A 14,082-nucleotide genomic window follows, 5' to 3' on the forward strand; every position below is an offset into this window, starting at 1 on the left:
ATATACCAAACAGTTAGAAAAATTAAATCGCTCATAATCAAAATCCAAGCCCCAAAATAACCGCCGGCACAACTTTTCCGATCTCAAAATTTGAAGCATTTTTTTTAATCTTTACACAATTCACACTTAACAATTACATAATAAAACAGAAATAAAAAACTTTCGCACCCCCTTAAAACAAAGGACTTTACATCAACTTACCCTCCCCCTAAAATCATCGAATATTAAAAAAATACCCGATTCAAAATCTCCTTCCAAAAACAAAAAAAAGCGAGACATTTCTGTCTCGCTTTTTATATAAAAAAATATAAAAAAATTATACTTTTATCTCTACTTCAACCCCACTTGGCAATTCAAGTTTCATTAATGCATCAATAGTTTTAGATGAAGATGAATAAATATCAATCAATCTCTTGTATGACATTACTTCAAATTGCTCTCTCGCTTTTTTGTTAACGTGCGGAGAACGCAATACAGTGAAAAGTTTTTTGTGAGTTGGTAACGGAATTGGACCTGTTACAACTGCTCCAGTAGTTTTTACTGTTTTTACGATCTTTTCAGCAGATTTATCTACCAACATGTGATCGTAAGATTTTAGTTTTATTCTGATTTTTTGACTCATTTTCTTAAGAATTAAGCGTTACCTTTTGCTTTTTTAATTACAGCTTCTGAAATATTAGAAGGTGTTTCTGCATAGTGAGAAAACTCCATTGTTGAAGTTGCTCTACCAGATGATAATGTTCTTAATGTTGTTACATAACCAAACATTTCTGATAAAGGCACATCAGCTTTAATAGTTTTAGCACCGTTTCTGTCACCCATGTCATTCACCTGACCTCTACGACGGTTGATATCACCAACGATATCTCCCATGTTTTCTTCAGGAGTAATAACTTCCATTTTCATGATTGGCTCCAAAATAATAGCACCAGCAGCTTTAGCTACTTCTCTATAACCCATTCTAGCAGCTAACTCAAAAGAAAGTGCATCAGAATCGACAGGGTGGAAAGATCCGTCCGTCAAAGTTACTTTTAAACTATCTACTTGATAACCTGCCAATGGACCAGTTTTCATAGCTTCACGGAAACCTTTTTCTACAGAAGGGATATATTCCTTAGGAACGTTACCACCTTTTACTGCATTAATAAACTGTAATCCTACAGGAACTTTACCATCCACTTCTTCAGCTGGCTCAAGTGTAAATACGATATCACCGAATTTACCACGACCTCCTGATTGTTTCTTGTAAGTTTCTCTGTGTGTTGCAGTTCTTGTAAACGCTTCTTTGTATTCAACTTGAGGCTCACCTTGGTTCACTTCAACTTTAAATTCACGTTTCATACGATCTACTAAGATATCTAAGTGAAGCTCACCCATACCTGAGATAATAGTTTGCCCTGAAGCCTCATCTGTTCTAACTGTAAATGTTGGATCTTCTTCAGCTAATTTAGCCAAAGCCATACCCATCTTATCAACGTCAGCTTTAGTTTTAGGTTCAATTGCAATACCAATTACCGGTGCAGGGAATTTCATAGACTCAAGAATGATTGGGTGTTTTTCATCACACAATGTATCTCCAGTTTTGATATCTTTAAATCCAACAGCAGCTCCAATATCTCCAGCCTCAATATATTCGATTGGATTTTGTTTGTTAGCGTGCATTTGGTAGATACGAGAGATTCTTTCTTTACTTCCTGAACGAGTGTTCAAAACGTAAGAACCAGCATCTAAACGTCCAGAATAAGCACGGAAGAAAGCTAAACGACCTACGAATGGGTCAGTAGCAATTTTAAATGCCAAAGCAGCGAACGGCTCTTTTACGTCTGGACGACGTAAGATTTTAGTTTGATCTTCTTCTAATAATTCAGCATCATCAGGGTGAATTCCTTCGATACCTTCCTTATCCATTGGAGAAGGTAAATATTTACAAACTGCATCTAACATGAATTGAACTCCTTTGTTTTTGAAAGAAGAACCAGCGATCATCGGGATGATAGCCATATCCATAGTAGCAGCTCTTAAAGCGTTGTTGATTTCTTCCTCAGTAATAGAGTTTTCATCTTCCATGAATTTCTCTAAAAGGTTTTCATCGTAATCAGCAACCGCTTCAATAAGAATAGATCTGTATTCTTTAACCTCTGCAACCATATCAGCAGGAATTTCAACAATATCAAAAGTTGCCCCTTGAGTTGCATCATGCCAAATGATAGCTTGGTTTTTTACTAAATCTACAACACCTTTGAAATCATTTTCTTCACCAATTGGCAAAGTGATCGCAACAGCATTTGATTTCAACATATCACGAACCTGTTGACAAACCCCTAAGAAGTTAGATCCTTGACGGTCCATTTTGTTAACAAATCCCATACGTGGAACTCTGTACTGATCAGCAAGTCTCCAGTTAGTTTCTGATTGAGGCTCAACACCATCAACAGCACTAAATAAGAAAACTAATCCGTCAAGTACACGTAAAGAACGGTTTACCTCTACAGTAAAGTCAACGTGTCCAGGAGTATCAATAATATTAAAGTGGTATGGCAATGATTCAGGCAAAAGTTTTCCTTGCTCAGTTGGAAAATTCCACTCACAAGTTGTTGCAGCTGAAGTAATTGTAATACCTCTTTCTTGCTCTTGAGCCATCCAGTCCATTGTTGCAGCACCATCGTGTACTTCACCAATTTTATGTGACTTTCCAGTATAAAAAAGGATACGCTCAGTAGTTGTTGTTTTACCAGCATCAATGTGAGCAGCAATTCCGATATTTCTTGTATATTTTAAATCTCTAGCCATTTCTTACGAATTAAAATCTAAAGTGAGAGAAAGCTTTATTAGCTTCTGCCATCTTGTGAGTATCCATTCTTTTCTTAACCGCAGCACCTTCTTCTTTAGCAGCAGCTAAACATTCTGACGCTAAACGTTGTGCCATAGATTTTTCATTTCTTCTTCTAGAATAAAGTATTAACCACTTCATTGCCATAGAAATTTTTCTGTCTGGTCTAATTTGCATTGGAATTTGAAATGTAGCTCCACCAACTCTACGACTACGTACTTCTACGTGAGGCATAACGTTTGTTAACGCGTCTTTCCAAATTTCTAATGAAGATTTTTCTGAATCTTGCTTTTTAGACTCAATGATGTCAATTGCATCATAAAATACTTTGAAAGCTGTAGATTTCTTACCGTCCCACATTAAGTTGTTCACAAAACGTGTTACCAATTGGTCATTAAACCTCGGGTCTGGTAAAAGTGGTCTTTTCTTTGCCGCTCTTTTTCTCATGTCTTTTTCTTAAAAGTTTTTAAATTACTTTTTTGCTTCTTTTGGGCGTTTAGCACCGTACTTAGATCTTCTTTGCGTTCTTCCTGCAACTCCTGACGTGTCAAGCGCTCCACGAACGATATGATATCTAACACCTGGTAAATCTTTTACCCTTCCACCTCTAACTAATACTATCGAGTGCTCTTGTAAATTGTGTCCTTCTCCAGGGATGTAAGCATTCACCTCATTACCATTTGTCAAACGTACACGCGCAACTTTACGCATTGCAGAGTTTGGTTTTTTTGGTGTAGTAGTGTAAACACGCGTACAAACCCCTCTTCTTTGAGGACAAGAATCTAAAGCAACCGATTTACTCTTCTTAGTTATCTGAGTTCTTCCTGTTCTTACTAATTGTTGAATTGTTGGCATAATTAATACTAAAAATTTATTATGTATATTAAATTCCCGCTTTTTACGGGGTTGCAAATGTATAAAATATTTTTCACTATACAAACGTTAATCCATTAATTTTCAATAAGATTATTTAAGCTTATGATTTTACAAACAAACAATAGATATTTGCAATACTTTTAATAAATGAAACAATTGCTTTTGAAACCGCTTTTATCCCTCCTATTTTTCATTGTCAGCATTTCTTTCTATGCTCAAGATCTTCATTTACAAATTAAAGGATCCAATCCAACCGAAACACAAATTATTGATTCGCTAAGTTACTCCGGAAATCACGCCAACCTAAAATCATTATTTGAAGAAGTTAAAAATATTTCTGAGAAGCTATCCAAAAACGGCTATCTCGACCACCAAATAATGGAGACAAAAAAAATAAACGACAGCACTTTCACCTCCATAATCAACTTAAAAAACAAAACAAAAGAGGTACATATATATATAGGAGCAAATCGCAGTTTTTTTGACGACGCAAAAATCAAAAACGATACCTTAATTATTCCGTATAGAGAATTAGAAAATTATCTAAATCAAAAAACATTAGAGGCTGAAAAAGCCGGTTTTGCGCTCAACAAAATAAAACTTGAAGACCTACAGAAAAAGAATTCCATAATTTATGCAAGCTTAAATTTTAAATCCGAAAAAAAACGCACTGTAAATTCCATTATTCTAACCCAAACCGACAACTCCAAACGAGATTATTTCCCGAAAGGACACCTCAAACAACTCAACAAAAAATACCTAAACAAAACTTTCAATCAGGAAACTATAAAACAATTATACAATGATATCAATGCATTTGAATTTATAACTCAAACAAAATACCCCGAAATACTATTCACAAACGATGCTACAAAAGTATATGCTTATATCGAAAAAAGAAGAGCAAACACTTTTGACGGATACATTGGTTTCTCTAATGACGAAAACAAAAAAACAACCCTAAACGGATACCTGGATCTGTCGTTACTAAACACGCTTCATGCAGGCGAACAATTCTCGCTATATTGGAAAAGCGACGGAAACCAACAAAAAACCTTTAATACAAAAATTGAAATTCCGTACATATTCCAATCCCCACTAGGCATCAAAGCACAACTCAATATCTTCAAACAGGACAGTACTTTTCAGAACACCAAAACCGCAATTGACCTAGGCTATTTCTTAAACTACAACTCACGACTCTACCTGGGTTATCAGTCTACGGAATCAAGCGACATTCAAAACACAAACAACAGCACCATTAGCGACTACAAAAACTCGTACGTCACTTCTACTCTCGAGTATAAAAAAACAGATTATCTCAATACACTATTTCCTAAGAAAGCCGCCCTAAACTTCATCGTCAGATACGGAAAAAGAAACACCAACAACAGCCCGCAAACCGTAACATCGAGCAAGCAATTCTACACCAACCTTAATCTGTCGTACAATTTTGAGCTTAACAAAAAGAATTTCATTTTTCTGAATCCTCAGGTTTTTTATTTAAAAAGCCAAAATTACATCACCAACGAATTGTTTCGGTTTGGAGGAACAAACTCCATAAGAGGTTTCGCCGAGAACAGCCTTCAGGCCAATTTCGCCTCTATGTTACTCACCGAATACCGATACAAAGTTTCCAACAACCTGTACATCAATTCGATTATAGACTTTGCCATCTATCAAGATTTAACAAACAATCAAAATCTTAATAAATTACAAAAATTATCAGGAGTCGGAATCGGCACAACCATCCAGACAACGAGTGGACTGTTGCGAATTAATCTCAGCAATGGCGGGGAAAGTCTTCAGGAAATTAAATTTTTTAACACAATTGTCAGCATAAACTACAATGTTAAATTTTAACACTGTGAGAAAATTCACCAAAACAGCGATCTCACTATTAACAAATCATTAAGAACTTAAAATTTCTGTAAAATCCCAAACAATAAGCGGAATTACACCAAATAACCGCAGTAATAACTGACCAAAAACCCAGCAAATTCAATTATTTAACACAATGCTTAACATATGTTACAATGTTAAATTTTAACCTTGTTAGAAAATTCATTAACCCAACACTAGGATTATTAACAAATTATTAAGAATATTGTAAGACTAATTCAAAATAATTGAAAAAATGAAACCAAAGTTCAATGGATTTTTAGTGCTACTATTAGTGCTATTCGCGCAACTAACCTTTGCGCAGGAAAGAGCCGTTTCGGGGACCGTTACCGATGATGCAGGTATGCCATTACCAGGCGTAAGTGTACTAATCAAGGGAACAAAAACCGGCACACAAACTGATTTTGACGGTAAGTACTCCATCAAAGCAACCACAAGTCAAATTTTAGTATTTAGCTACATCGGCATGAAGACTCAAGAAATTGCCGCGAGCTCATCACAAGTAAACACTAAGTTATCTGGAGATGCCCAACAGCTGGAAGGCGTTGTGGTAACTACAGCGATGGGTATTAAAAGAGAAAAGAAATCTCTTGGATATGCCTCTCAACAAATTTCAGGAAAAGACGTTAATGGCGGAGCCGGAAACGCTAACGTTGCCAATCTCCTATCTGGTAAAGCTGCGGGGGTAGAAGTTCAAAGAAACAACAACTTTGGAGGTTCTACAAACGTTGTAATCAGGGGAAATAAATCACTTACCGGAAACAATCAGGCCCTTTGGGTTATTGATGGGGTGCCAATTGACAACTCTAACACAAACGTTTCTTCACAACAAGTTGGTGGCGGTGGTTACGATTACGGTAACAATGCTTCGGATATCAATCAGGAAGACATCGAAAGCATCAACATTCTTAAAGGAGCTGCTGCAACGGCATTATACGGATCAAGAGCCGCAAATGGTGTTGTAATGGTAACTACCAAAAAAGGAAAATCAAATGACAACAAAATAGGATTTTCTTTCTCAAGCGGATTCACAAACGGAAGTGTTGACAAATCAACTTTTCCTAAATACCAAAACAGATACGGATCCGGATATGGTTTTGGATCGTCATTCTTAGGAACTGGTACACCAGACACAGTTGACACCTCTAATGATGCTTCTGACGGGGACGCGTTCAACAATCAACCCGTGTATCAATGGGATGCTTTCACACCATTTTCTCCAAACTACGGAAAAGCTACTCCATGGGCAGCTGCAAAAAATGGTCCTGTAACTTTCTTTAATGATGCTCATACTTTTGTTAATAGTATTGCACTTGAAAAATCAACTGAAAGATCAAGCTTATCTTTAAGCTATGTTAACACTAATCAAACTGGTATTCTTCCAAACAGTGAATTGAAAAAAAATCAGATCAGTGCCAGATTCAGCCAAAAAGTTACCGATAAACTTACTGCCAATGCTTATGCAGCAGTTACACTACAAAGTACTGTAGGTAGAAACTCTACAGGTTACAATGACAATATCATGAGTAACTTCAGACAATGGTGGCAAACCAATACCGATGTTCAGGCTTTAAAAGATGTTTACTTTGCATCAGGCGGCCAAAACGTAACCTGGAACTGGGCCGACCCAACGGACCCATCAGGTTTAGTACCGGCATACTGGGACAACCCATACTTTACCCGCTATCAAAATTATTCTTCTGATGATAGAACACGTTTGTTTAGCTACGCTTCCCTTAACTACGAAATCACTCCATGGTTAAGCGCATTAGGAAGAGTTTCGCTTGACACCTACAAACAACTACAAGAAGAAAGAAGAGCTATTGGATCTATCGCTTCAGGATTTGGTCTTTCACCAGTTGACGAATCATCAGGATACCAAAGAAACAACATCGATTTCCAAGAGATCAATTACGACTTTATGTTAAACTTCAATAAAAAAATTGGAGACAACATTAGCTTAAATGGAGTAATCGGAACAAACATCAGACGTAACAAAAGAGACAATGTACTTTCTTCAACCGTTGGAGGATTAGTAGTTCCTGGAATTTACGCCTTATCAAATTCACGTTTAGACCTTCCATTCCCAAGAGAAGCAAAAATATCTTCAGGTGTTAATGGTATCTACGCTCAGGCATCTGTTGGTTATTTAGACACTTACTTTGTAGATGCCTCTATCAGAAGAGACGTTTCATCTACATTACCAGACAACAACAACGATTATGTTTACCCTGCAATTTCAGGATCATTCCTTTTCTCAAACGTAGTAAAAGCAGACTGGTTAAATCTGGGGAAATTCAGAATCAACTATGCTGAAGTTGGAAATGATGCAGACGCACTGCAATTAAACAATACTTATACAAGAGTATCCAACTTCCAAGGAACACCTCTTTACACAAATGCATTATTACTTCCATTCCGTAGTATCAACAAAAATCCAAACCTAAAACCTGAAAGAACAAAATCATTCGAAGTTGGTTTAGAAACAAGTTTATTGGACAGACGTTTAGGATTTGATGTTACTTACTACAAAACAAACTCCGTTGATCAAATTGTTGCAGCTGCTGTTTCTTCAGGATCTGGTTTCACAAACGGACTTGTAAATGGTGGAAACATCGAAAACAGAGGATTTGAGATTCAGTTAAACGGAACTCCAATCAGAACTAAAGATTTCACTTGGGAAATTATCGTAAACTGGTCTAACAACAGAAGTAAAGTAATCACTTTACCAAACGGACTAGACAATCTGCAATTAGGAGCTTTCCAAGGTGGTGTAACGGTTAATGCTGCACCGGGAGAAGCTTACGGCGCACTTAAAGGAACTGATTTTGTTTACACAAACGGTCAACCAACAATAGACCAAGCCACAGGAAAATACATGATTACTACTTCTTCAGACAATACAATCGGAAACATAACTCCGGACTGGATTGGTGGTGTTAGAAACAAATTCACCTACAAAAACTTAACTTTCGGATTCTTAATTGACACTCAAAAAGGTGGAGATATTTTCTCTTTAGATATGTATTATGGTCTTGCATCTGGATTATACAAAGAAACAGCTGTAGGAGACATCAGAGAAAATGGTACTTTAAACCCTGGAGTAGCACCTAACGGAACTCCAAATACCGTAAAAACAAAAGGTGGAACAATTGCAACAAGCATGGGATATCAGGCAGCTCCAAACAAAGCTTTTATCTATGACGCTTCTTTTGTTAAATTAAGAGAAGTATCTATTACTTACAACTTCCCTAAAAGCATGTTCGAAAACACATTCATAAACGCAGCATCTGCAAGTTTAGTTGGTTCGAACCTATGGATAATCAGTAAAAATCTACCATACGCAGATCCAGAAAGCGGACTGTCTTCAGGAAATAGCTCAAGAGGTTATTCAGTTGGATCTCTTCCAACAACCAGAGATATTGGTTTTAACTTAACATTCAAATTTTAATACAGAACAAAATGAAAAAATTAATATATGCTTTAGGAATCATGCTTCTCACAGTTTCATGTGACGATAGCAGCCTAACAGACTTAAATGTAGATGTAAAAAACCCTTCTGTAGTACCCCCAAGCACTTTATTTACAAATGCTGAGAAAAACCTAACAGAACAACTTGTCAATACCAACGTAAACAGAAACATTTTTAGATTAGTAAATCAACAATGGACTGAAACTACCTATCTGGACGAATCTATTTACAATTGGGTAACCCGTAAAATTTCAGACAATCACTGGGACAGACTTTATGCAGGAGCACTTGCTGATTTATCTCAGGCAAAAGGATTTTTGGAAAAAGATGTAATCTCACCTACTGATCCGGAATTTGCTCAAAAAACAATCATCAAGAAAAATCAATTAATTTTGATTGACATACTAATGGTATATACGTATCAAATCCTAGTAGATACTTTTGGAGATGTTCCTTACTCAGAATCCTTACAAGGTTCTGCTGATTATTTGCCTAAATACGACAAAGCAATAGACATCTACAAAGATTTAATTGCACGTCTAAATAAAGACATCGCTGGTTTAGACACTTCACATCCAGGTTTTGGGGCTGCAGAAGTTATCTATAAAGACGACCTGAATGCCTGGATTAAATTTGCAAACAGTATGAAGCTAAAATTAGGTGTTAACCTAAAAGCGTCAGGACTTGAATCAGCACTTGCCGATGCTACCATTATATCTGGTGCTGCAGGAGGATTTACATCAAATGCCGACAACGCAAAATTACCTTATATGTTAAACCTTCCGAATACCAACCCACTATATGTAGATATGGTATTCTCTGGAAGAAATGACTTTGTTGTTGCAAAACCATTCGTTGATGCTTTAGTGACATTAAACGATCCGAGAAAAACTCCTTATTTCAGACCAACGTACAAAGACACAAATGCTGATGGAGATTTGATCACTGTAACAGGTTACAGAGGTGGAATCGTTGGAATAAAAAACTCTCAGTCTAAATATACTCACGCCAGTGACAAAATCAAAGCACCAGATTTCAGTGGTACTTTATTAGACTATGCAGAAGTAGAATTTTTATTAGCAGAGGCTTCAGGAAGAGGTGTTGCTGTTGGAGGTACTATTGCTTCTCATTATAATGCAGCAATTTTAGCTTCTATGGAAGACTGGGGTGTTTCATCAACTGATGCCAACGCTTACCTTGCTCAACCGGCTGTTGCTTATGCTACAGCGACAGGGACATGGCAACAAAAAGTAGGAGAACAAGCATGGTATGCTTTATTCAACAGAGGTTTTGAAGGCTGGACATCTACCAGAAGATTAAACTTCCCTGTTCTAACGGCACCGGCAACTGCAGACCCGGCAGCAGCTGGACAAGTTCCATCGAGAATGGCTTACCCTATCAGAGAACAAACGCTAAACGCGACAAACTACAACGCTGCAGCAACTTCTATTGGAGGTGACAAACTAACAACGAAGATTTTTTGGGATAAATAAGAAATACGAGAAAATAACATAATTTAACACAAAACCATCCGATCTTCGGGTGGTTTTTTTGTTGAAAACGTATAAAAAACCGAAAATTACCATCCATCCCATAAAATTTAACATTTAATTCAGCAGGCATAAACTGTGCTATTCATCGGATTTTAAGTAAAAAAATATCAATCCTGTAATTTTGAGTGCATTTTAACGATAAAAAAATAACTCCTGTCAGTAAAACTGCCGTTTTGCTGAAAAAAAAACTTTTTTGATTAGGTATATTAACTAATTATTAAGATTTTTGTCGGACTAATTCAAAATATTTAAAAATGAAACTAAAGTTCAATGGATTCCTAGTACTTTTACTAGTACTAGTTGCGCAACTTACTTTCGCGCAAGAAAGAGCTGTTTCTGGAACAGTTTCTGACAATACAGGAATACCTTTACCAGGTGTTAGTGTATTAGTTAAAGGAACAAAGACAGCAACGCAAACAGATTTTGATGGAAAATACTCTATCAAAGCAGCACCAAATCAAGTATTAGTTTTTAGCTACATTGGGATGAAAGCCCAAGAAATTACTGCTAGCGCTACTACAGTTAATGCAAAACTAAAAGACGATTCAGTAGAACTGGAAAGTGTAGTAGTTACTGCATTAGGTGTTAAGAAAAGTGCTCGTGCACTTGGATATGCTACACAAGAAGTAAAAGCTGCTGACATTACAAGAGCAAACAACAACAGTCTTGCCGGAGCTTTACAAGGAAAATTAGCGGGTGTATCTATTACTCCTTCTAGTGGTGCTCCTGGAGCTTCTTCTCAGATCATAATTCGTGGTGCTCGTTCTTTCACAGGAAACAACACTCCTTTGTACGTTATTGACGGTATGCCAGTAGCATCTCAACCAGACTTCGGTACTGGAAACGGTGTAACAGGATCTGATATTGCTAACAGAGCTGTGGATATCGACCCTAACGAAATTGAGTCTATCAACGTTCTTAAAGGACAAGCTGCATCTGCTTTATACGGATTAAGAGCTTCTAATGGTGTAATTTTAATTACAACAAAAAGTGGTAAAAACTTAGCTCAAAGCGGTAAACCTACTATTACTTTCAATACTTCTACAAGTTTTGAAACAATTTCTAAAAAACCAAGTACTCAAAATGAGTATGCACAAGGTATTAACGGAAAATTTGATCCAAACTCTTCAATGAACTGGGGACCAAAAATCTCAGAATTACCAAATGATGCAACTTACGGAGGAAATGTGGCTAACGCATTAAACGGTGGAACTTTAAGACCAGGTTTATACTACGTACCACAAAGAGCAAAAGCTGGATTAGACCCATGGGTTGCTCCTAGAGCTTATGACAATATTGGTGATTTCTTCAAAACAGGATTCACAATCAACAATACTTTAAATGTTGCTCAGTCAACAGAGAAAACAAATTACTCTTTTGGAGTAGGAAACTCTAAGCAAGACGGTGTTATCCCTGAAACAGGAATGAGCAGATATACTGTAAAAGCACTTGTAGACACAAAGTTAAACAACGAGTGGAAAACAGGTTTCTCTTTTAACTATGTTCAAACTAAAATCAACAAAAGTTCAGCTGCAAATGACGGTGCTATTGTTGGTGTATTTGGAGGTCCAAGAAGTTACGACTTAAAAGGAATTGGCTATGCTAACCCTTCAAACCCTTACGATCAAATTTATTACAGACCAGGTGTTTTCAACAACCCTTACTGGGCTGCTAAAAACAATGAATTCAGCGAAAAAACAAACCGTGTTTACGGTAACGCTTACATCCAATACTCTCCTGTTATCAGTGAAGACGGAAGTCAAAAACTTACTGTTAAATACCAGGCAGGTGTAGATTCATGGACTACAAACTACAGAGATATTTTTGAGTTTGGAAGCAAACTTGACCTTTCAGGACAAACAAGTAGTGCACACCTTTACGGAACAACTAATGATGTTATCAACTCTTTGTTTACTTTAAACTATAACTTAAACATCACTAGCGATTTTAACTTAAATGTTTTGGTTGGAAACGAATACAATCACCAAAATACTAAAGAATTTGATGATCTTGGTACAGCATTCAACTTTGGTGGTTTCCCAACTATCACTAATGCAAGAATCGTAACAGCTTCAGAATTCCGCAGACAAATTCGTACTGTAGGTTTCTTCAGTAATGCTGAATTCTCATACAAAAACATGATTTTCTTGAGTGGAACTATCCGTAAAGATATCGCATCTAATATGCCAAGAGGTAACAGAGATTTCGTTTACCCATCAGCTTCGTTAGGTTTCGTGGTAACTGAATTAGAAGGATTAAAAGGAGGTTCAGTTGTTTCTTATGCTAAACTTAGAGGATCTATTGCTGAAGTAGGTCAAGCAGGAAACTTCGTTGGAAACTCTTTCACAACACCAAGTTACACAGGTGGATTCTGGTCTGGAAACCCGGTACAGTACCCATTAGGAGGAATTAGTTCATTTATTCCTAGCAACGTACAATACGATCCAAACTTAAAACCACAAAATACAAAATCGTATGAACTTGGGGTTGACTTAAAGTTCTTCAACAACAGAGTTGGAGTTGATTATACTTTCTCTAAGCAAAATTCAACAAACCAAATCTTCAATGTTCCATTATCAGGTTCTACAGGAGCGAATTCTCTTGTAACAAATGGAGGAAAAATGCGTAATGACGTACACGAATTAAGTTTATTCGTTAACCCAGTACGTACTGCTGATTTCAACTGGACATTCAATGTGAACTATTCTCAAATTGATTCTTACGTAGAGGCATTAGCAAACGGTGTAGACAACATCTTCCTTGGAGGATTTACAACACCACAGCTTAGAGCTAGCGTTGGAGATCGTTTCCCAGTTATCTATGGTACAGGATACTTAAGAGATGATAACAACAACATCGTTGTAAACGCTCAAGGTCTTCCACAAGCAGATGGTAAATTAAAAGTATTAGGAGAAGTTGCACCTAAATTCACTTTAGGAGGTTCTACACAATTCACTTACAAAAGAGTATCTTTAGGAGCAGTTGTAGATTGGAAAAATGGTGGAAAAATGTACAGTGGATCTAACAACTTAATGAACTTTTACGGTGTAGATGCAAGAACATCAGACAGAACATCTCAGTTTGTTTACCCAGGTGTTAAAGCTGACGGAACTCCAAACGACATCGTTAGAGGTGGTTCTACAGATCCAAACGGAGCTCAACAATTACAAGCAGCTTTAAATGGTATTGCAGAGTCTGCAGTATTTGATGCAAGTTTTGTAAAATTAAGAGAGGTAACTTTAGGATACCAATTCCCTAAATTATTAGACAACGCAGTAGACATCAAAGCTTCTGTATTCGCAAGAAACATCTTGTTATGGTCTAAAATGCCAAACCTTGATCCAGAAGCAACACAAGGAAACAACAACTTTGCTGGTGGATTCGAACAATGGTCAATGCCACAAACTAAGAGCATTGGTTTTGGATTGAACTTTACATTTTAATTAAAA

General features: G+C 36.8%; 8 protein-coding genes. 4 read left to right on the plus strand and 4 right to left on the minus strand.

The annotated features are described in order from the left end of the window. Positions 1–316 precede the first annotated feature (316 nt). The 4 genes from rpsJ to rpsL are packed head-to-tail and all read right to left on the minus strand — an operon-like array spanning position 317 to position 3,685. Complete coding sequence (gene rpsJ / locus ACN1CN_RS08840) at positions 317–622, minus strand: 30S ribosomal protein S10 (RefSeq protein ID WP_007803605.1); 306 nt, start codon at positions 620–622, stop codon at positions 317–319. Positions 623–633: 11 nt separating this feature from the next. Beyond that, complete coding sequence (fusA, locus tag ACN1CN_RS08845; RefSeq protein ID WP_173967235.1) at positions 634–2,790, minus strand: elongation factor G; 2,157 nt, start codon at positions 2,788–2,790, stop codon at positions 634–636. A gap of 10 nt (positions 2,791–2,800) precedes the next feature. Continuing rightward, on the minus strand, positions 2,801–3,277 hold the full coding sequence (gene rpsG, locus ACN1CN_RS08850) for a 30S ribosomal protein S7 (RefSeq protein WP_007803600.1): 477 nt from the start codon (positions 3,275–3,277) through the stop codon (positions 2,801–2,803). A 24-nt stretch (positions 3,278–3,301) separates the two neighbouring features. Further along, the gene (gene rpsL, locus ACN1CN_RS08855; RefSeq protein WP_007136570.1) at positions 3,302–3,685 is read right to left on the minus strand and encodes a 30S ribosomal protein S12; all 384 of its coding nucleotides are present in this window, start codon (positions 3,683–3,685) and stop codon (positions 3,302–3,304) included. A gap of 168 nt (positions 3,686–3,853) precedes the next feature. On the opposite strand from rpsL, the gene ACN1CN_RS08860 reads away from it, so the two are divergent. From ACN1CN_RS08860 to ACN1CN_RS08875, 4 genes are all read left to right on the plus strand, one after another. Beyond that, a complete protein-coding gene (locus tag ACN1CN_RS08860; RefSeq protein WP_419135379.1) occupies positions 3,854–5,569 on the plus strand; it encodes a hypothetical protein in 1,716 nt (571 codons plus the stop codon). 274 nt (positions 5,570–5,843) lie between these two features. Then, a complete protein-coding gene (locus tag ACN1CN_RS08865) occupies positions 5,844–9,059 on the plus strand; it encodes a SusC/RagA family TonB-linked outer membrane protein (RefSeq protein WP_291285085.1) in 3,216 nt (1,071 codons plus the stop codon). Positions 9,060–9,070: 11 nt separating this feature from the next. Continuing rightward, positions 9,071–10,573: a SusD/RagB family nutrient-binding outer membrane lipoprotein gene (locus ACN1CN_RS08870; protein WP_264525347.1), complete on the plus strand. Its 1,503-nt coding sequence runs from the start codon at positions 9,071–9,073 to the stop codon at positions 10,571–10,573. A gap of 314 nt (positions 10,574–10,887) precedes the next feature. Further along, positions 10,888–14,076 carry a SusC/RagA family TonB-linked outer membrane protein gene (locus ACN1CN_RS08875; RefSeq protein WP_419135380.1) on the plus strand — a complete coding sequence of 1,063 codons (3,189 nt, stop codon included), beginning with the start codon at positions 10,888–10,890 and terminating at the stop codon, positions 14,074–14,076. Positions 14,077–14,082: the final 6 nt, after the last annotated feature.

It is taken from the genome of Flavobacterium sp. T12S277, assembly GCF_048514875.1.
Taxonomy (GTDB): Bacteria; Bacteroidota; Bacteroidia; order Flavobacteriales; family Flavobacteriaceae; genus Flavobacterium.

What these genes read in the sequence shown, in the direction of transcription:
- ACN1CN_RS08870 (WP_264525347.1), top strand. Translation starts at nt 9,071, where the DNA reads ATGAAAAAATTAATATATGCTTTAGGAATCATGCTTCTCACAGTTTCA.
- ACN1CN_RS08875 (WP_419135380.1), top strand. Translation starts at nt 10,888, where the DNA reads ATGAAACTAAAGTTCAATGGATTCCTAGTACTTTTACTAGTACTAGTT.
- fusA (WP_173967235.1), bottom strand. Translation starts at nt 2,790, where the DNA reads ATGGCTAGAGATTTAAAATATACAAGAAATATCGGAATTGCTGCTCAC.
- ACN1CN_RS08865 (WP_291285085.1), top strand. Translation starts at nt 5,844, where the DNA reads ATGAAACCAAAGTTCAATGGATTTTTAGTGCTACTATTAGTGCTATTC.
- rpsL (WP_007136570.1), bottom strand. Translation starts at nt 3,685, where the DNA reads ATGCCAACAATTCAACAATTAGTAAGAACAGGAAGAACTCAGATAACT.
- rpsJ (WP_007803605.1), bottom strand. Translation starts at nt 622, where the DNA reads ATGAGTCAAAAAATCAGAATAAAACTAAAATCTTACGATCACATGTTG.
- rpsG (WP_007803600.1), bottom strand. Translation starts at nt 3,277, where the DNA reads ATGAGAAAAAGAGCGGCAAAGAAAAGACCACTTTTACCAGACCCGAGG.
- ACN1CN_RS08860 (WP_419135379.1), top strand. Translation starts at nt 3,854, where the DNA reads ATGAAACAATTGCTTTTGAAACCGCTTTTATCCCTCCTATTTTTCATT.